15 protein-coding genes are annotated in these 18,463 nt (G+C 68.7%); 5 read left to right on the top strand and 10 right to left on the bottom strand.

Annotation, left to right across the window (positions count from 1 at the left end):
- Window positions 1-106: 106 nt before the first annotated feature.
- The 10 genes from CLV01_RS03985 to CLV01_RS03940 form a co-directional block, all read right to left on the bottom strand.
- Entirely contained in the window at window positions 107-1,600 is a 1,494-nt protein-coding gene (locus CLV01_RS03985; protein ID WP_099734944.1) for a fibronectin type III domain-containing protein, read from the bottom strand.
- Window positions 1,601-1,618: 18 nt separating this feature from the next.
- Window positions 1,619-2,365 (bottom strand): hypothetical protein, encoded by a 747-nt coding sequence (locus CLV01_RS03980; protein ID WP_218968175.1) that lies wholly within the window; start codon window positions 2,363-2,365, stop codon window positions 1,619-1,621.
- Window positions 2,366-2,549: 184 nt separating this feature from the next.
- Window positions 2,550-3,353, bottom strand: a complete 804-nt coding sequence (gene trpC, locus CLV01_RS03975; protein ID WP_012202702.1) for an indole-3-glycerol phosphate synthase TrpC — start codon at window positions 3,351-3,353, stop codon at window positions 2,550-2,552.
- A 50-nt stretch (window positions 3,354-3,403) separates the two neighbouring features.
- Window positions 3,404-4,438 carry an anthranilate phosphoribosyltransferase gene (trpD, locus tag CLV01_RS03970; protein WP_013804671.1) on the bottom strand — a complete coding sequence of 345 codons (1,035 nt, stop codon included), beginning with the start codon at window positions 4,436-4,438 and terminating at the stop codon, window positions 3,404-3,406.
- 29 nt (window positions 4,439-4,467) lie between these two features.
- Entirely contained in the window at window positions 4,468-5,055 is a 588-nt protein-coding gene (locus CLV01_RS03965; RefSeq protein ID WP_012202700.1) for an anthranilate synthase component II, read from the bottom strand.
- Window positions 5,056-5,453: 398 nt separating this feature from the next.
- Window positions 5,454-6,077: a hypothetical protein gene (locus CLV01_RS03960; protein ID WP_099734945.1), complete on the bottom strand. Its 624-nt coding sequence runs from the start codon at window positions 6,075-6,077 to the stop codon at window positions 5,454-5,456.
- A gap of 28 nt (window positions 6,078-6,105) precedes the next feature.
- Window positions 6,106-7,716, bottom strand: a complete 1,611-nt coding sequence (locus tag CLV01_RS03955; protein WP_099734946.1) for a vWA domain-containing protein — start codon at window positions 7,714-7,716, stop codon at window positions 6,106-6,108.
- A gap of 2 nt (window positions 7,717-7,718) precedes the next feature.
- Window positions 7,719-8,963, bottom strand: a complete 1,245-nt coding sequence (locus CLV01_RS03950; RefSeq protein WP_099734947.1) for a toxic anion resistance protein — start codon at window positions 8,961-8,963, stop codon at window positions 7,719-7,721.
- A 22-nt stretch (window positions 8,964-8,985) separates the two neighbouring features.
- Window positions 8,986-10,098, bottom strand: coding sequence for a hypothetical protein (locus CLV01_RS03945; RefSeq protein ID WP_099734948.1), 1,113 nt, complete (start codon window positions 10,096-10,098; stop codon window positions 8,986-8,988).
- A 167-nt stretch (window positions 10,099-10,265) separates the two neighbouring features.
- Window positions 10,266-11,762 (bottom strand): hypothetical protein, encoded by a 1,497-nt coding sequence (locus CLV01_RS03940; RefSeq protein ID WP_099734949.1) that lies wholly within the window; start codon window positions 11,760-11,762, stop codon window positions 10,266-10,268.
- A gap of 382 nt (window positions 11,763-12,144) precedes the next feature.
- Here CLV01_RS03940 and CLV01_RS29040 point away from each other — a divergent pair, with 382 nt between their 5' ends.
- From CLV01_RS29040 to rbbA, 5 genes are read left to right on the top strand one after another with little or no spacing between them, the layout of a single operon-like run.
- A complete protein-coding gene (locus CLV01_RS29040; protein ID WP_155294163.1) occupies window positions 12,145-12,309 on the top strand; it encodes a hypothetical protein in 165 nt (54 codons plus the stop codon).
- A gap of 15 nt (window positions 12,310-12,324) precedes the next feature.
- On the top strand, window positions 12,325-13,092 hold the full coding sequence (fabI, locus tag CLV01_RS03935) for an enoyl-ACP reductase FabI (RefSeq protein WP_099734950.1): 768 nt from the start codon (window positions 12,325-12,327) through the stop codon (window positions 13,090-13,092).
- 33 nt (window positions 13,093-13,125) lie between these two features.
- Window positions 13,126-14,601 (top strand): efflux transporter outer membrane subunit, encoded by a 1,476-nt coding sequence (locus CLV01_RS03930; RefSeq protein WP_099734951.1) that lies wholly within the window; start codon window positions 13,126-13,128, stop codon window positions 14,599-14,601.
- A 17-nt stretch (window positions 14,602-14,618) separates the two neighbouring features.
- On the top strand, window positions 14,619-15,710 hold the full coding sequence (locus CLV01_RS03925; protein ID WP_012202692.1) for an HlyD family secretion protein: 1,092 nt from the start codon (window positions 14,619-14,621) through the stop codon (window positions 15,708-15,710).
- Window positions 15,707-18,463, top strand: coding sequence for a ribosome-associated ATPase/putative transporter RbbA (gene rbbA, locus CLV01_RS03920; RefSeq protein ID WP_063327573.1), 2,757 nt, complete (start codon window positions 15,707-15,709; stop codon window positions 18,461-18,463). The genes CLV01_RS03925 and rbbA overlap by 4 nt, the downstream gene beginning before the upstream one ends.

Here is an 18,463-nt window from a genome sequence, read left to right as displayed (position 1 = left end):
GTGCGAAAGAAGCGGGAATGCACCGGCGTGCGGCCGGTGCATTGATGTCCTGAGGATACCCGCAGTCGCACAGCCGCCCGGCGTGTGCGACATGCACGTCAGCGCATCAGCGCGTCCGGCGGCGCCGGCGCATTGCCGCCATGGCCAGCAGCACCGAGGCCGATGTGGCCGCCAGACCCGCGAGGTTCCACACGGGAATGGCGGCAGGAGAGGCCGCCGCCATCACCATCAGACCGCCCGGATCGACCACCACGCCATTGGCCTGCAGGTCATCGTCGCCCAGGCCACCGTCCTGGACCTCCAGGGTGTAGGTATTGGCCGAGGTCACCTTGAAGCCATCGTTGAAGGCATACCAGTGCGGTGCCGGGTTGGCCGCCGTGGGACCGTACTTCCAGTACTGGGCACCCGAAGGCAGGGCCTGCGGCATGGTGACGCTGAGCTTCAGCGTCGCGCCTGAGTTGCAGCCCGACGAGCGCAGGTCCAGCACACCCAGCGGATAGGCCGCCGCACCCTGGGGCGGCGCCGTGGGCAGGCTTTGCGCACGCACCAGCGATGCCGATTGCAGGCTGCAGCCGCTGGCCGGATTGCTGACGGTCAGCGTCGCGCTGCCGCCTTGCAGGGTCGAGATGGTGGTGGCGCCAGCGACAGGGGCGTTGACCGTCAGGGGCTGCGAGGCGGGCCCCGCGCCGCTGCTGGACTGTGCCGCCACGCTGCAGTTGTAGGCCACGCCGGGTGTCAGGCCGTTGACCGCCACCGTCGGAGTGCTGGACGTGCCCGTCAGCACCGCGCCGCCGCCTTGCGGGACACATTGCGCCACATAGCCCGTGACCGTCTGGCCGGGGATGGAGGCCACCGGATCGAAGGTCAGCTGCACGGCCGTGCCCTGCGCGAAAAAGCCCGTATCGGCAGGTGGTTGAAGTGCGCCCGGAACGCTGCCGGACCAGACGCTCATCGCATCCACGCCGAAGAACAGGCTTTGCCGGTTGTCCACCTCGGCAATGCGCAGCCGCACGGTCTGGCCCGCGTAGGCCGACAGGTCGAACTGCAGCGACTGGTAGCCGCTGCCGCTGTCCGAAGGACCGGGCGCCGTGGCCGGCGGCCACTGGAAGACGTTGGCCAGCACACCGGCGCCCAGGCTGTCGGGCGCGGCGGCAGGGTTCATGACGTCGATGCGCACCTGCTGGTTGGGCGCAGCCACCGTGTAGTCAAGCGTGGCCGGCGCCGCAGCGACCTTGGCCGCATTCTGGACATGGACGCGGGCGCTCAGCGTGGCCGGGCTGCCCGCCGGAATGGCGACGTCCTGGTAGAGCACATGGCTGCCGGGGCCGGGCTGGTCGCTCATGAGGGCAAACGCCCCGTCGGGAGGTGCAGGCACGGCCACGGGCGTGATGGCGCCTTTGGTGCCTTGCTGGGCGGCGAAGCCGCCCTTGGAGCCGGCCTGGGACACGGATTGCCAGCCCGTGAAAACCAGGGAACCCGGACCGGAGTTCTGCTCGAAACTGCCGTTGGCCAGCAGTTCGGCGGCTTGCGCCGGGCCCAGGGCCGCAAACACCGCAAGCCCCAGACAGGACTTGCGGGCAACGCCTTTTACGCTGTGCATGATGCTGCCTTGCGCCGATCAGCGTTCGTAGACGGTGTCGGTGGGCGCGCTGTCCTGGGTGTTGCCCATGACCCGGTTGTTGTTGAACGAGGTGATCTTCCCGCCTGCCACAGCGTTGAACGCCTTGTCATTGCCGAACACCGTGGTGTTGGACAGGTAGACCTGGGCGGTCGTGCTCTGGACACTGATGGCGGCGCGGGCTGCATCGCCCTGGATCGGCTGCACATTGCCCAGCAGTTGCGAGCCTTGCACGAGCACAGAGGTGTTGGTGGCTGCAGCGTCCACCCTGACCGCCGCCTGCGCGAAGCCCTGGATCTTGACGTTCTCCACCACCACCTTGCCGGCCTGCAGGATGTTCACTCCGGACAGGCCCTGGTCAACGCCGTTGATGTCCAGGCTCCTGAGCACCACGGTATCCGAAGGGTTTGCAAAGACAGTGATGCCGTTCGTGCCCGACACCAGCACGCCGGCGATGGCACCGCCGCTGCCGTCAATGGTGATGGACTTGGTGATGGTGATCGCACCGAATCCGCCCGGGTCCAGCACATTGATCTCACCCTTGGCAGCCGTCTTAGGGATGGCGCCCGCAAACGTCTTGCACGGTGCTGTCCGGCTGCAAGGGTTGGCGTCATCGCCCACGCCCGAGACCCAGGTGCGCGTGGCCTGTGCCCAGGCGCCGGAGGATGCCAGCGTGGCCGATGCGCAAACGATGAGGGCAGCCCAGCCGCGGCTGGACAGGACAGGGGCACGGGGCATGAACGACATCGGAATCTCCGTAGGCGATGGGCTGCGGCCATGTTGCCGGATCGGCATTTCATGCGCATTGTCAATAATTATCATGCAAACGAAAAACTTTTAGAAACACTATTTGCACAAAAAAAGCCCGCACGCATGGCTGCGGCGGGCTGCTTCGGTGGCGCTCCACCGAGGGACCGATCTGGTCTTGGCTTCAGGCAAACAGCTTGGCCAGCGCCTCCCCCGGCTCCTTGGCGCGCATGAAGGCCTCGCCCACCAGGAAGCTGTGGATGCCGGCATCGCGCATGGCCTTGACGTCCTCGCGGCTGCCGATGCCCGACTCGGTGACCAGCAGGCGGTCGGCCGGCACGTTCTTTTGCAGGTCCAGCGTGGTCTGGATGCTGACCTCGAAGCTGCGCAGGTTGCGGTTGTTGATGCCCACCAGCGGCGTCTTGAGCCGCAGGGCGCGGTCCAGCTCGGCGCCGTCGTGGACCTCGACCAGCACGGCCATGTCCAGGCTGTGGGCGATTTGTTCCATCTCGGCCATCTGCGCGTCGTCCAGGCAGGCGGCGATCAGCAGCACGCAGTCGGCACCCATGGCCCGCGATTCGTAGATCTGGTAGGGATCGACCATGAAGTCCTTGCGCAGCACGGGCAGGTGGCAGCTGGCGCGCGCCTGCTTGAGATAGTCCACGCTGCCCTGGAAGAACTGCTTGTCGGTCAGCACCGAGAGGCAGGCGGCGCTGACGCCCTTGCCGTCGCCATCGGCATAGCTTTGCGCGATGTCGGCGGGGATGAAGTCCTCGCGGATCACGCCCTTGCTGGGGCTGGCCTTCTTGATCTCGGCGATCACGCCGGCCTGGCCGGCGGCGATCTTGGCACGCAGCGCGCCCACGAAGTCGCGCGTGAGCACGCGGCTTTCGGCGTCGCGGCGCATGTCCGCGAAGGGCATGCGCTTCTGGGCGGCGGCCACTTCCTGCACTTTCACGTCGCAGATTTGCTTGAGGATGTCGGACACGTTGCTTTCCTTGGTTTCTTGTATTCGGTGGTCGATGGGGGCTGCGCGGCTCAGGCCGTCAGCCGGGCCGTGTAGGCCACGAGTTCGTTGAGCTTGGCCAGGGCCGCGCCGCTGTCCAGCGCCGCCTGGGCGCGGGCCATGCCGTCCTCGATGCTGGAGGCCACGTTGGCCGCATACAGGGCGGCACCCGCGTTCAGGCAGACGATGTCGCGCGCGGCACTCTTTTCGCCATGGAGCACGCCCAGCAGCATGGCTTTGGATTCCTCGGGATTGTCCACCTTGAAGGCACGCGTGCCCACCATGCGCAGGCCGAAGTCCTCGGGATGGATCTCGTACTCGCGCACCACGCCGTCCTTGAGCTCGCCCACCAGGGTGCCCGCGCCCAGGCTGATCTCGTCCAGGCCGTCGCGGCCATAGACCACGATGGCGTGCTCGGCGCCCAGGCGCTGCAGCGCGCGCACCTGGATGCCGACCAGGTCCTCGTGGAACACGCCCATGAGGATGTTGGGCGCGCTGGCCGGATTGGTCAGCGGGCCCAGGATGTTGAAGATGGTGCGCACGCCCAGCTCCTTGCGCACGGGCGCCACGTTCTTCATGGCCGGGTGGTGGTTGGGCGCGAACATGAAGCCGATGCCCACGTCGGCGATGCTGCGCGCGATCTGCTCGGGGCTGAGCTGGATGTTGACGCCCAGCGCCTCCATGGCGTCGGCACTGCCGCTCTTGCTGCTGACGCTGCGCCCGCCGTGCTTGCTGACCTTGCCGCCCGCCGCCGCGATCACGAAGATGGAGCAGGTGGAGATGTTGAAGGTGTTGGCGCCGTCGCCGCCCGTGCCCACGATGTCCACCAGGTGGCGCTTGTCCTCCACATGGACCTTGTTGGAGAACTCGCGCATGACCTCGGCCGCGGCCGTGATCTCGCCGATGGTCTCCTTCTTCACGCGCAGGCCGGTGACGATGGCGGCCGTCATCACGGGCGACAGCTCGCCGCGCATGATCAGGCGCATCAGGTGCAGCATCTCGTCGTGGAAGATTTCGCGGTGCTCGATGGTGCGCTGCAGCGCTTCCTGGGGGGTGATCTGGGTCATTGCGGTGTCTCGGTTGGGTGCCGGCCTGCTCAGGCCTTCTGTTCCAGGAAATTCTTGAGCATGGCGTGGCCATGCTCGGTGAGGATGCTCTCGGGGTGAAATTGCACGCCCTCGATGGCCAGGCTGGTGTGGCGCACGCCCTGGATCTCGCCGTCCTCGCTGGTGGCCGTGATCTCCAGGCATTCGGGCAGGCTGGAGCGCGCAATGGCCAGCGAGTGGTAGCGGTTGACCGTGAACTGCTCGGGCAGGTCGGCGAACACGCCCTTGCGGTCGGTGGTGATGACGCTGGTCTTGCCATGCATCTGCTGGCCCGCGCGCACGATGTCGCCGCCGAAGGCCGCGCCAATGCTCTGGTGGCCCAGGCACACGCCCAGGATGGGCAGGCGGCCTGCAAAGTGCTGGATGGCCGCCACGGAAATGCCCGCCTCGGCCGGCGAGCAGGGGCCGGGCGAGATCACCAGGCGGTCGATCTTCTCGCGCTCGACCAGGGCGATCACCTCGTCCAGCGTGGCCTCGTCATTGCGCACCACGGTGACATCGGCACCCAGCTCGCCGAAGTACTGGACGATGTTGTAGGTGAAGCTGTCGTAGTTGTCGATCATCAGCAGTCTGGTCATACCGGCTCCTGGGTCTCAAAGGGAAAAACGGGTGGCGCGGGCATGCCGCAGCGAAGGCTGGCGCGGGAATGCGCGCAATGCTGCCTGGGTCTGGAAGGGGGAATCTGAGGGCATCTGGGCAATCTCCTGGGTTCTGGGAGCCGCCGTGCCGGGGAGCCATCTGCTGGGTGAGCCTTGCTGCCGTCACGGCGGCAAGGCGCGGTACGCAACCGCAACGACGTGCCGCTTCCTTATTGGAAGCGCCACCACTGTGCAACGATGATCGAAACGGGCGTACCGTTCATGGCTGTCTTGGATCGAGAGTTCAGGTGTCTGGAAGACGGGAATGCAGCAGGCTGCATGGCGGAGCATGCTAACACAGGGTCCGCGCAGCGTGGCGGGACGACCCTGCAGGCGCCTCACTTCAGGAAATCCGGCTGGTCGAACTTCTGCTTCAAAAAGCGCCCATTGGCCAGCAGCGCCTGCGCATCGCTGGCCGCCACATGGGCCACCACCTGCTGCATCTGCCCGGCCAGCAGCGCCAGCTGCTCGGTCAGCAGCTGCCTGGCCGTCTTGCCGTCCTGCACGGGCTGGGTGACACGGAACAGCGGCGGCAGCGCCGCATAGTGCGACAGCGTGGCGGGCAGGTACTGCAGCACCGTCTCGCGCACGGTGAACAGGCCGTCGTTGAAGACCGGGCCGGCCTCGGCCAGCGAGGGCAGCACCTCGTGCACCGAGCCGCGCACGCTGTCCAGGTGCTTTTGCATCTCGGGCGTGAGCATCGGGCGGGCCTTTTGCACCAGCTCGTCGATGCGTTCGCGGATGTCCTCGGCGCTCCAGTGCTGATGCAGCGCCCGCTCGAAGCTGGCGCCCGCGGGCTGCAGGGCCCAGCCCAGCAGCAGGCCCGCGACGTACAGGCCCAGGGTGATCCAGCCCCAGCCGGCGCCGATCACGCCGGCAAACAGCAGCACCGGCCCCAGCAGGGCCAGCGCCAGGCCGGCGAGGTTGCCGTTGCCGTAGAAGAAAAGCTGCAGGCGGCGCATCAGGCGGGTCCGATCGGTGGCGGCGCTGTCACTGGTAGCCCCGGATTTCCTTGAACACCAGCGGCAGTCCGCTCTTGCCGGTGTTGCGCGCATCGAAGGCGCGCCCGCCCGTCAGCGCGGCCAGGGCCTGCATTTCGCCGGACTGCGCCTCGCCAAAGATGATGGGAAAGACGCGCACCAGCGGCGCGCCGCCGTCGCGCGCCATGCGCTGCTCGCGCTCGAATGCGGCCCAGTCGCGGCCGGCCGTGTTGGCGCCATCGGTCAGCAGCACGATGCTGACGAAACGCTCGGGATCGGCCCGCAGTTCCTGGCGTGCCTGCTGCTGGGCCAGCGTGAGCGCGTCGTAGATGGCCGTGCCGCCGTCGGCCACCAGGCTGTCGGCATAGGCCAGCACCTGGGCGCTTGCGGCCTGCAGGTCGCCCGCCGCGAACTGCACGCGCGCGGGCTGGCCGACCAGGCCCGAGAACGGAATCAGCAGCACGCGCTCGCGCGCCTGGAAGGCGGCGTAGCGCTGGCTGGCGGCCGAGGCCTCGGCGCCGGACAGCAGCTTCAGCGCCTCCTTCATCTGCGCCAGCCGCGCACCCTTCATGGAGCCGCTCACGTCCAGCACGAAGATGCTGGTCGCCGGGCGGCGCAGATCGCTCTGGTAGGCCGAGAGCACGGCATCGATCACCTCCAGCCGGTTCGGAAAGCTCAGCTCCACCACGGGCGCCGTGGGCAGCGCCGGGCTGGCCTGCGCCTCGGGGCTGGCGGGGCGCAACTGGGCCTGGCGCAGCGGCGAGCCCTGGAAGGCGGGGGCCTTGAACTGGGCGACCAGCCGGTCATAGTCGGCGCGCCGCGCAGCGTTGAGCAGCATCAGCGGATAGTCGGCCGAGATCACGCCGTCGCGCGGGTAGACCAGGGTGAGCCGGTCGGCGGCGGGCAGCTTCTCGTTCAGGCGCAGGATCACGGCCTCGTAGTTGACCAGCGCATCGACGGCGCCGGGCTCGCGCTCGAAGGCCTCGGCCAGCCAGCCGGAGCTGCCGGCGGTGAGCTTGTGGCCCGACAGGAAGTCCTTGAGCACCTTGGCGTTGACCTCCCTGGCGTCCAGGTCCTCGGTCTTGCCGGCCACGGCCGAGGCCACGGCGAACAGCGCGCTCATGCCGGTGTTGGAGCTGGCCGGATTGGTCATGCCGTAGCGCAGCCGGCCCTGGACGGCAGCGCGTGCGATATCGGCCCAGGTGGGCGGTGCCTTGTCCCAGCCCAGCTTTTGCAGCACGGGGGCCTTCACGCCCAGGGCCACGCGCGAGTAGAAAAGCTTTTCACGCGCCAGAGGCTTGTTCGCCAGCGCCAGCGCGGGATAGGCGCCATTGGGCGGCAGGATGGCGTCGTACTGCTCGCCCGCATTGATGCGCTCGACCATCTCCAGCGTGCCCGCATAGCTGAGCTTGAGCGGCACGCCCGCCGCCGTGGCGGCCTGCTCCAGCGCGGGCGCCACGTCCTTGAGCTCGGAGCCGGCTAGCACGGTGAATGCGCCCTGGGGAGCGGCGGACGGATCGGACTTGGCGGCGGCCTGCGGCGCGGTTTCGGGCGACTTGCCGCAGCCGGCCAGGGCCAGCGCAAGGCCCAGCAGCCACCAGGCCGCCAGGCGCCGGAACATGCTCACAGCACCACCTCGCCGGCAGGCGCCTGCAGCGCCTCGCGCACGTCCTCGCGGCGGCTCTTTTCCAGATAGGCGCGGGACTTGTCCACCTCCTGCGACAGCGTGTCCACCGTGGTCTGCATGGAGGCCAGGGCCTTGACCTTGAAGTCGGCCATGGCGTCCATGGTCTGGTAGATGTTGCCGAAGGCCTGCTGCAGTTTGGCGATGTCGATGGTGCTGCTGGCCGCCTGCTCGTGGATCTTCCCGCTTTGCTCGCGCAGCAACTCGCTGGTGCCGGCGATCAGGTTGCCCGTGGTGGTGTTCAGCACCGTGATCTGGTCCAGCACCAGTTTCTGGTTGGCCAGCGCCTGCGCCACGATGACGGCCGTGCGCAGGGCAGAGACCGTGGTGGTGGTCGCGCGGTCCACGCCCTTGGCCAGTTCGAGGTTGTTCTTGCGCACCAGGTCCAGTGCCAGGTAGCCCTGCACGTTCACCGCCATCTGGGTGAGCAGGTCGGTGACCTTCTGGCGTGCGTAGAACAGCATGTCCTCGCGCACCACGCGCGCCTTTTCCGGGTCGCTGGCGTCCAGCTGCGCCGCCTTGGCCTCCAGCGCCGCGTCCAGCTTCTTGCCGATGTGGATGTATTTCTCCAGCCGCTCCATCAGGCCCCACAGGTTGGCCTTTTCCTGCTCGATGGCGGCGTTGTCGCGCATCAGCTCATCCTTGCCGCGCTTGAGGCTGTCGATGATGGCGTTCAGGTGGCTCTGGCTGGACTGGAACTTGTCGAAGTAGTCCACCAGCCTGTTGCCCATGGGGATCAGGCCCAGCAGCTTGCGCGGCTTGAACAGGTCGTCCTGGCGCGAGGGGTCCAGCGCCTCCACCTGGCGGCGCAGGTCGATCAGGCCCTGGCCGATCTGGCTGCCCTGGTCGAACAGGCCGTTGTTCAGCGTCTTGACGGGGCGCTCCAGCATGCGGTTGGAGACGGCGGCAGCGGCCTGCACCTCCTTGTTGCCCATGCCGTGGATGCGCTCGACCGCGCCCTTGAAGGCGGGCGACTGGCTGTCGTTGGCGGTGATGTCGTCGATGAACTGCGCCACCTGCGCGTCCAGCTGCTGCACTTCCTCGGCCTTGAGGCGGACCTTGCCGCTGGCCGACTCGATGGGCACGGGCAGGGCGGGCGCAGGCGGCTCCAGCACGAAATCCTGCTCCTGTGCAGGCACGGCCACGGCGGCGCTGGCAGCGGTGGTCTGGGGGGTGTTGCTCATCGGTTGCTCCTGGAACGTTCGGTCATTTGAAGCGCTGCTCCATGTCCACGATCATTCGCTCCAGCCACTCCTGGCTGGGCGGATCGATCACCTCCACCAGCTGCGCGGGCGCCTGCACGCCCTGCCCGGCCCAACGCTCGGGCCCGTGCGTGTCGCCGCCGGTGCGAAAGCCGTATTCCTGCGCCAATGCGCGCAGCTGCGGATCGGATTCGAGCAGCTGGCCCACGCGATCGCCCGCAGGCGTGTAGGGCACGAGCACATGCTTGGAATACAGCGTGGGCTGCGGGTAGAGCATCACCATCTCGCCGCTCCTGCGCTGCGGGTGGCGCAGCAGGAACTCCACCAGCTGCGATTCATAAGCCACCAGCAGCGGCGCCTTGCCCATGCCCAGGGCCAGGTAGTCCTCGAAGGGGCCGGCCGACGAGCTTTCCTGGAAGCCCTGGCGCAGGAACAGCGGCGCCACCTGCGGCATCACGCGCTCCAGGTCGGCCGGGCTTTGCACCACCTGCTGGCCGTTGAGCACATAGCTGGCCAGCGCCAGGTACATGGCCGCGCTGTTGGAGCTGCGCACATCGGTGCTGGCGGGCAGCACGGCCTTGCCGGTGGCAAAGGCGCCGGAGGCCTTCAGGTCACGCCAGCGCGTGCCCTTGCCGGCCGTGGCCAGCAGGGCGGGAAGATCGGTCACGTAAAAGAAGTCGCCCTGCTTTTGCGCAACGCCGTTGGCGATCAGGATCTCGGCAATGGGCCGCCAGCTGGCGAACACGATGGGCGTGTAGAACGGCGTATAGACCGTGCCGGCCCTGGCCGCCGCCTTGAGCTGGGCCGCAGCCGGCGCCCCCGAGGGAAAGCCGAAGTCGTACTGCTTGGGGTCGTAGCTGTTGGCAATGCTGCGCGAGCCGGCCTTTTGCACCGTCACCGTCACGCCGTGGCGCGCCAGCACGTCGCGCACGCGCTCGTCCTGGAAGAAGGCTTCCTTCTCGGAGCCGATCAGGCCGCGTGCCGTCACGGACTGCTGCTGCGTCAGCTGCGCCTGGCGGTCCTGCACCAGGGCCGTGCGCGAGTACCAGACGCCGCCGCCCACGGCCGCCAGCAGCAGCGCCGCCAGCCCCGCCGCCAAAGCACGGCGCGCGTTCATTGAGAGGCTCCGCCCTGGATGACGGCAAGATGAAATTCGGTCATGAACGCGCGGGCCGTTGTCATGTCTTGTTCAAAAAAACTTCTTATACGGAAGTTTTGTGACACAACGACGACACGCGGCCCGGCCCGCGCCGCGACTAACTCAACGCGACTATCTCAGCGCGACTACCTCAGCGCGAGTTGCTCAGTGAAGCTGCGCTCACCGGGCGTTTCGCGGTGCTGCTGGGTGCGGTGCTCCACCAGCTGGTCCCACGTCTGCATCTGGCGCTCTTGCGTCTTGCGCAGCGTGCCGGTGACCTGCTTGCCGGCTGTCTCGATCAGCGTGGTGATGGTGCGGCTGTCCTGCACCTTGGTCAGGTCATAGTTGCCCGACTGCAAATCCAGCATGCTGCGGTTGCGCGCCTTTTTGGACTCGGCGTTCAGGGACTCGGTCACCACCTGGGCGATCGACTCGCCCTCCCTGCCGCGGGACTGCCGGGTGGTCTTCTGGCCCACCTGGTACTCGGCGCGGCCGATTTCGGTCACGGCGCCGAATTCGTTGGTGTTCTCGAAGTCACCGCTGAAGCTGGCCTGGAAATCGGCCAGGCCGCTTTGCAGGGACTGCACGGAACGCTCCAGCCCGGAGAGTGCGGCGATGGCGCCCGGCGCGGCCGGCGCCTGCGCGTTGTGCAGCTGACTGAAGGCACTCTTGAACATGTCCACCAGCGCCGCATCCGCACGGCCACGCTGCGCGGCGGCATCAAAGCGCTTCAGATGCTGGTCCAGCGCCGCCTGGCGCTGCGAAGCGCTGGCGCCCACGGGGGCATCGGACTCCAGGTTGACGGCCAGCTCGCCCGCCGCGCCCTTCATCGCCACCGATCGGCCATCGGCGCCCACATGCAGGCTGAACGAGGACAGGGGCTGCGAAGGCTTGGGGTTCTTGATGTCCAGGTCCAGGCCGGACAGCACGCTGCGGTCGAAGTCCATCAGCTTGCCCAGTTCCAGCTGGGGCTTGCCCGGCTTTCCCAGGCCTTCCAGCGCTTCGTCCAGCCCGTCGGCCAGCTGGGCAATGGCCGCGCTCTCGGCCTTGCTCAAGGTGCCGGAACTCTTGACCTCGACCCGCAGCCCGCTGCTGCTGCCCGCTTCGCTGCCGTCGTTCGTGGCAATCCGCAGCTCCACGGTCTGGCCCGATTGCGTGCGGATCTTCAGGCTCACGGTGGCAGCGCCCACGGACACATCGCTCAGTGCGGACTTGTCCAGGGCCTGCGCATCCGCGCTGCCTGCGACGGAGTCGGCCGCCGTGGGCGCCTGGTACTCCGCCACCGTCTGCTGGTAGTCCGACGGCGTGGCCGCAAAGCGCGACAGCAGGGCGCCTCCCAGGCCGCGCCAGCGGTCGGCCAGGCTGGCCGACGGGCCCAGGCCCAGGTTGCGCGCCATCAGGGTGCTGATGTCGTCCCGGTCTTGCGAGGCCCAGGCCCGGGTCAGCCTGAACTGCCCCAGTTCCACTGGCTGCGGCTTGGCATAGATGACGCTGGACCCTGTGGACTGGCCCAGCGTGACCTGCGTGCCCGGGTCGGTGGGTGCAGCAGCTGCCGTGGTCGCTGACGACCTCACGGACACCGTGGGCCGCATGCCCGCTGCGCTGGCGGCAAAGCTGGCGCCGGTGGATGAAATGCTGGTCATGGATTGATCGTCTTCCTTCGGTCTTGTCCTGACTGAATGTGGCGGCCCAGGCCTTTGCAGGCAGGGGATTTTCTCTGTTCATGGACCATCGGCAGATTTCCGATTTTCTTTACCCCCCGTGCACCAATATGGTGTGAAAACCTTGTATTCATTGAAATCCGGCCAATACAGGGAATGTTCGGCTGTTGGCGCAAAAAAGACGCCATTGCTCTACTGGACGCAGCGGCCGGCGGCAAGCGACATCCTCTCAGTGAGGCCGCCCTCTTTGACCTGAGTCAAGCCTATGGAGTGAACTGCATCGATATAACGAAACGGCATCGCCAAAATCGGTCGCTGCAGTGCAACATAGATAGAATGAAAAAGACCAGGAGACGATATTGGCATGCAAACCTTTGATTTGCATGCATCAAAACAAGCTATCAAAAGCTTCGTAGTCACAGGAAATACAAACATTCGCCGTGGCGCATATGTCGGCAATGCCGCGCCATGCCCCGTGATTCCTGACGAAGCCGCCCCAAGGCGGCCTGTTTCCCGGCAGACCTTCTGATCTGGAGCATTCGAGATGACGCTATTGGCTGGCAAAAAAGGCCTGATCGTCGGCATCGCCAACCGCGACAGCATTGCCTGGGCCTGTGCCCGGGCCATGCATGCGGCGGGCGCCGAGATCGGCGCGACCTGGCAGAACGACAAGGCCCGTGTGCATGTGGAGCCCCTGCTCGACGAGATCGGTGCCGAGCTGCGCATGCCGCTGGACGTGGGCAACGACGAGCAGATGCGCGCACTGTTCGATGCCGCCGCCGTGCGCTGGGGCCGGCTGGACTTCGTGCTGCACGCCGTGGCCTACGCCCCGCGCAAGGACCTGCAGGGCCGTGTGGTGGACAGCTCGCGCGAGGGCTTTGCGCTGGCCATGGACATCTCCTGCCACTCCTTCATCCGCATGGCGCACCTGGCCGAGCCGCTGATGGCCGCCAGCGGCGGCAGCCTCATGACGCTGAGCTACCTGGGCGCCAGCGAGGTCATGCCGCACTACGGAATCATGGGCCCGGTCAAGGCCGCGCTGGAGTCCACCACGCGCTACCTGGCGGCCGAGCTCGGCCCCTCGCGCATCCGCGTCAATGCCGTCTCGCCCGGGCCCATCGCCACGCGCGCGGCCTCGGGCATTGCCGCGTTCGATGAACTCGTGGCCGACAGCGTGCGCCGCTCGCCCATTGCCGGCGAATTGCAGCCCGACGACGTGGGGCCGCTGTGCGCCTTCCTGGCCTCGGACGGGGCGCGCGCCATCACGGGCTGCACGCTGTATGTCGATGGCGGCCACCACATCCTCAACTAGCGGCTGCCGCACCGGCACCCCGCAGCACTGCAGATGACCCTCCCATTCCCCCGAACCGCCGCCGCCGCGCTGGCAGCCGCACTGGCCGCCGCCCTGGCGGGATGTGCCTCCCTGGCGCCGCCGCACGAGCCGCCGCCCCTGCCCACGCCCGAGGCCTGGCCTGCCCATCTGCAGGCGGGCGCCCAGGGTGTCGCCGCCGCCGGCCTGCCCTGGCGCGACTACTTCACCGACCCCGTGCTGCGCCAGCTGATCGCCACCGCGCTGGAGCACAACCGCGACCTGCGCGTGGCCGCGCTGCGCGCCGAAGAGGCGCGCGCGGCCTTCCAGATCCAGCGCTCCGAGCTGTTCCCGGCCATTGGCGTGGGCGGCCAGGCCGCACGGGCGCGCGTGCCTGGCGACCTCAACCTCTCGGGCCGCTCCGTGGTCAGCGGCGAGTACCGCGCCGAGGTCGGCTTCAGCAGCTGGGAGCTGGACCTGTGGGGCCGCGTGCGCAGCCTCAAGGACGCGGCCCTGCAGACCTGGCTGGCCAGCGATGCGGGCCGCCACGCCGTGCAGACCGCGCTGATCGCCCAGGTGGCCGACGGCTACCTGGGCCTGCGCGAGCTGGACGAGCGCGTGGCCATTGCGCGCGAGACGCTGGCCACGCGCCAGGAATCCTTTCGCATCTTCACGCGCCGCGAGGCCGTGGGCGCCAGCTCGCGCCTGCAGCTGGCCCAGGTCCAGACCCTGCTGACCCAGGCGCAGGCCCTGCTGGCCCAGCTGGAGCTGGCACGCGCGCAGCAGCTGCATGCACTGGCCCAGCTGGTCGGCGCCCACCCGGGCCCGCTACCCGCCGCCGCACCCTTTGACGACGCCCTGGTGCTGGCCGAGCTGCGGCCGGGCCTGCCCTCGGAACTGCTCACGGCGCGGCCCGACATTGCCGCGGCCGAGCACCAGCTGCGCGCGGCCCGGGCACAGATCGGCGCGGCGCGCGCCGCCTTCTTCCCGCGCATTGCGCTCACCGCCCGCTGGGGCACGGCCAGCGCCGAACTCGACGGCCTGTTCGACGGCGGCAGCCGCGCCTGGGCCTTCGTGCCCACGGTGTCCCTGCCCATCTTCGACGGTGGCCGGCGCCGCGCCAACCTGGAGCTGGGCGAGATCCGCAGCGACATCGCCGTGGCCCAGTACGAGAAAGCCATCCAGACCGCCTTCCGCGAGGTGGCCGATGGCCTGGCCGCGCGCCGCTGGCTGTCCGAACAGATCACCGTGCAGCGCACCGCCGTGCAGGCCCAGGCCGAGCGCGCGCGGCTGGCGCAGCTGCGCTACGACAACGGCTCGGCCGCCTACCTGGAGGTGCTGGACGCCCAGCGCGACCTGCTGGCCGCACGCCAGCAACTGGTGCAGGCGCGGCGCGCCCTGCTGTCCAGCCAGGTGGGCCTGTATGCCGCCCTGGGCGGCGGCAGCGGCGCCGAACCTGCCGCGCTGCCCGCCACCCTGCCGGCCACGCCTGCCGATCCCCCGAATTCCTGAAGCCTCCGGACCCGCCCATGGACAAGAACACCTCTCTGAAGAACAAGATCGTGCCGATCGCCGCCGTGGCGGTCCTGGCCCTCGTGGCCTGGTGGGCCTGGAAGACCTTCACGCCCAAGGGCCCGGGCGAGGGCTTCGTCGGCAGCAACGGCCGGGTCGAGGCCACCGAGATCGACATCTCCACCAAGCTGCCCGGCCGCGTGGAGGAAATCCTGGTGCGCGAGGGCGACTTCGTGCAGGCCGGCCAGCCCGTGGCGCGCATGCAGATCGACACCCTGCGCGCCCAGCGCCAGGAAGCCGACGCCATGCGCCAGCAGGCCGAGCACAGCGTGGCCGCGGCCGAGGCCCAGGTCACCCTGCGCCGCAGCGACCTGGCCGCCGCCCAGGCCCTGATCGTGCAGCGCGAGACCGAGGTGGACGCCGCGCAGCGCCGCTTCAAGCGCTCGGAAACGCTGGCGCGCGAGGGTGCCTCTTCGGTGCAGGAGCTCGATGACGACCGCGCCCGCGTGCGCGGCAGCGAGGCGGCGCTGGCCGCCACGCGTGCCCAGGCCGCCGCCGCCCAGGCCGCCGTGAAGGCGGCCGAGGCCCAGGTGGTGGGCGTGCGCTCCCAGGTGCAGGCCGCCACTGCCACGGTGGCGCGCGTGCAGGCCGACATTGACGACGGCGTGCTCAAGGCCCCGCGCGACGGCCGCGTACAGCTGCGCGTGGCCCAGCCCGGCGAGGTGCTGGGCGCAGGCGGGCGCGTGCTCAACCTGCTGGACCTGTCCGATGTCTACATGACCTTCTTCGTGCCCGAGACCGCCGCCGGCCGCATCGCCCTGGGCAGCGAGGTGCGCCTGGTGCTGGACGCCGCGCCCGAGTACGTGATCCCGGCCCGCGTCTCCTTCGTCGCCAGCCAGGCCCAGTTCACGCCCAAGACCGTGGAGACCGCCAGCGAGCGCCAGAAGCTGATGTTCCGCGTGCGCGCCCAGATCCCGCCGGAGCTGCTGCGCCGCCATCTGGAACAGGTCAAGACCGGCGTGCCCGGCATGGCCTGGCTGCGCACCGATGCCAGCCATGAGTGGCCCGCCAACCTGGCCATCAAGCTGCCAGCCCAGCCCGCGCAATGAGCGAGAGCACGACGCCCCATGCCAGCGGCTGGGTCGTGCGCCTGAAGGGCGTGCACCAGCGCTATGGCCAGGTCGAGGCGCTGGCGGGCATCGACCTGGACATTCCCGAAGGCCGCATGGTCGGCCTGATCGGGCCGGACGGCGTGGGCAAGTCCAGCCTCATGGCGCTGATCTCCGGGGCGCGCAAGATCCAGGAAGGCAGCGTCGAGGTGCTGGGCGGCGACATGGCCCAGCGCCGGCATCGCGAGGCCGTCTGCCCGCGCGTGGCCTACATGCCGCAGGGCCTGGGGCGCAACCTCTATCCCACGCTGTCGGTGGAGGAGAACCTGCAGTTCTTCGCGCGCCTGTTCGGCCATGACGCGGCCGAGCGGCGCCGGCGCATCGACGATCTCACCCAGGCCACGGGCCTGCGCAAATTCCTGGAGCGGCCGGCCGGCAAGCTGTCGGGCGGCATGAAGCAGAAGCTGGGCCTGTGCTGCGCGCTGATCCACGACCCCGACCTGCTGATCCTGGACGAGCCCACCACGGGCGTGGACCCGCTGGCGCGCGCCCAGTTCTGGGACCTGATCGCGCGCATCCGCCGCCAGCGCCCCGGCATGAGCGTGCTGGTGGCCACGGCCTACATGGACGAGGCCCAGCGCTTCGACTGGCTGGTGGCCATGGACGAGGGCCGCGTGCTGGCCACGGGCACGCCGGCCGAGCTGCTGCAGCGCACGGACAGCCGCTCGCTGGAAGAGGCCTTCATCGCCCTGCTGCCCGAAGAGAAAAAGCGCGGCCATGCGCCCGTGACCATTGCGCCCCTGCCCGAGGGCGGCGAGGACGACATCGCCATCGAGGCCAGGGACCTGACCATGCGCTTTGGCGACTTCGTCGCCGTGGACCATGTGTCCTTCCGCATCCGCCGTGGCGAGATCTTCGGCTTCCTGGGCTCCAACGGCTGCGGCAAGAGCACCACCATGAAGATGCTGACCGGCCTGCTGCCGGCCAGCGAGGGCCAGGCCTGGCTGTTCGGCCAGCCCGTGGACCCGCGCGACATCGACACGCGCCGCCGCGTGGGCTACATGACCCAGGCGTTCTCGCTGTACGGCGAGCTGACCGTGCACCAGAACCTGGTGCTGCATGCGCGCCTGTTCGGCGTGCCCGAGGCGGACATTCCCGCGCGCGTGGCCGAGATGCTGCAGCGCTTCGACCTGCAGGCCGCGCAGCACAGCCTGCCGGCCGCCCTGCCGCTGGGCATGCGCCAGCGCCTGTCGCTGGCCGTGGCCATGGTGCACAAGCCCGAGCTGCTCATCCTGGACGAGCCCACCTCGGGCGTGGACCCCGTGGCGCGCGACGGCTTCTGGCGCCTGCTGGTGGAGCTGTCGCGGCGCGACCGCGTGACCATCTTCATCTCCACCCACTTCATGAACGAGGCCGAGCGCTGCGACCGCATGTCCATGATGCATGCGGGCAAGGTGCTGGACAGCGACACCCCCGCGCGCCTGGTGGCCAAGCGCGGCGCGGCCACGCTGGAGGAAGCCTTCATCGGCTACCTGGTCGAGGCCGGTGGCGGCGAAGCCCCGGCCGAGGAACAGCAGGCTGCACCGGCCGCCCCCGCTGCCGTGGAAACGCACACCGCGCGCCGCCGCCATTTCAGCGCCCAGCGCATGCTCAGCTATGTCTGGCGCGAAGCGCTGGAGCTGCAGCGCGACCCGGTGCGCGCCACGCTGGCCCTGGTGGGCTCGCTGATCCTGATGTTCGTGATGGGCTACGGCATCAGCCTGGACGTGGAGGACCTGCGCTTTGCCGTGCTGGACCGCGACCAGACCACCATCAGCCGCAGCTATGCGATGAGCCTGTCGGGCTCGCGCTACTTCATCGAGCAGCCGCCGCTGACCGACTACGACGCACTGGACCGCCGCATGCGCAGCGGCGAGCTGACCCTGGCCATCGAGATCCCGCCGGGCTTTGCGCGCGATGTGCTGCGCGGCGGCTCCGTGCAGGTGGGTGCCTGGTTCGACGGCGCCATGCCCACGCGCGCCGAGACCGTGCGCGGCTACCTGCAGGGCATCCACCAGCACTGGCTGACCGAGCAGGCGCGCGAGCGCCTGGGTGTGACGCCGGCCGGCCTGATCGACATCCAGACGCGCTTTCGCTACAACCCCGACGTGCGCAGCCTGCCGGCCATGGTGCCGGCCGTCATGCCCCTGCTGCTGCTGCTTTTGCCGGCCATGCTGACGGCGCTGGCCGTGGTGCGCGAGAAGGAAAGCGGCTCCATCACCAACCTCTACGTCACGCCGGTCACGCGCACCGAATTCCTGCTGGGCAAGCAACTGCCCTATGTGGTGCTGGCCATGCTGAACTTCCTGCTGATGTGCCTGATGGCCGTCACCCTGTTCGGCGTTCCCGTGACGGGCAGCTTTGCCACGCTGGCCCTGGCGGCGCTGATCTTCAGCGGCGCCTCCACGGGCTTCGGCCTGCTGGCCTCCACGCTGACGCGCAGCCAGATCGCCTCGATGTTCCTGGTGCTGATCGGCACGCTGATCCCCACCACGCAGTTCGCGGGCCTGGTCGATCCCGTGTCCTCGCTGGAGGGGGCGGGCCGCATCATCGGCGAGGTCTATCCGGCCAGCCACATGATCGCCATCAGCCGCGGCGTGTTCAGCAAGGCGCTGGGATTTCGGGAACTGGCCGGCTCGTTCGGGCCGCTGCTGCTGTCCGTGCCGGTGATCCTGGGCCTGGCCATTGCACTGACCAGAAAGCAGGAGAGCTGA

This window comes from Delftia sp. 60, from assembly GCF_002754395.1.
Lineage (GTDB): Bacteria > Pseudomonadota > Gammaproteobacteria > Burkholderiales > Burkholderiaceae_C > Comamonas > Comamonas acidovorans.
The sequence above is the reverse complement of the archived record's forward strand: the minus strand, read 5'-3'. Positions and strand labels throughout refer to the sequence as shown.

Excerpts from the sequence above, each read along its gene's own strand:
- CLV01_RS03955 (WP_099734946.1), bottom strand. The coding sequence starts at position 7,716 with ATGTTCCGGCGCCTGGCGGCCTGGTGGCTGCTGGGCCTTGCGCTGGCC.
- CLV01_RS03950 (WP_099734947.1), bottom strand. The coding sequence starts at position 8,963 with ATGAGCAACACCCCCCAGACCACCGCTGCCAGCGCCGCCGTGGCCGTG.
- CLV01_RS29040 (WP_155294163.1), top strand. The coding sequence starts at position 12,145 with ATGCAAACCTTTGATTTGCATGCATCAAAACAAGCTATCAAAAGCTTC.
- fabI (WP_099734950.1), top strand. The coding sequence starts at position 12,325 with ATGACGCTATTGGCTGGCAAAAAAGGCCTGATCGTCGGCATCGCCAAC.
- rbbA (WP_063327573.1), top strand. The coding sequence starts at position 15,707 with ATGAGCGAGAGCACGACGCCCCATGCCAGCGGCTGGGTCGTGCGCCTG.
- CLV01_RS03980 (WP_218968175.1), bottom strand. The coding sequence starts at position 2,365 with ATGTCGTTCATGCCCCGTGCCCCTGTCCTGTCCAGCCGCGGCTGGGCT.
- CLV01_RS03930 (WP_099734951.1), top strand. The coding sequence starts at position 13,126 with ATGACCCTCCCATTCCCCCGAACCGCCGCCGCCGCGCTGGCAGCCGCA.
- CLV01_RS03960 (WP_099734945.1), bottom strand. The coding sequence starts at position 6,077 with ATGCGCCGCCTGCAGCTTTTCTTCTACGGCAACGGCAACCTCGCCGGC.
- trpD (WP_013804671.1), bottom strand. The coding sequence starts at position 4,438 with ATGACCCAGATCACCCCCCAGGAAGCGCTGCAGCGCACCATCGAGCAC.
- CLV01_RS03925 (WP_012202692.1), top strand. The coding sequence starts at position 14,619 with ATGGACAAGAACACCTCTCTGAAGAACAAGATCGTGCCGATCGCCGCC.
- CLV01_RS03985 (WP_099734944.1), bottom strand. The coding sequence starts at position 1,600 with ATGCACAGCGTAAAAGGCGTTGCCCGCAAGTCCTGTCTGGGGCTTGCG.
- CLV01_RS03945 (WP_099734948.1), bottom strand. The coding sequence starts at position 10,098 with ATGAACGCGCGCCGTGCTTTGGCGGCGGGGCTGGCGGCGCTGCTGCTG.
- CLV01_RS03940 (WP_099734949.1), bottom strand. The coding sequence starts at position 11,762 with ATGACCAGCATTTCATCCACCGGCGCCAGCTTTGCCGCCAGCGCAGCG.
- CLV01_RS03965 (WP_012202700.1), bottom strand. The coding sequence starts at position 5,055 with ATGACCAGACTGCTGATGATCGACAACTACGACAGCTTCACCTACAAC.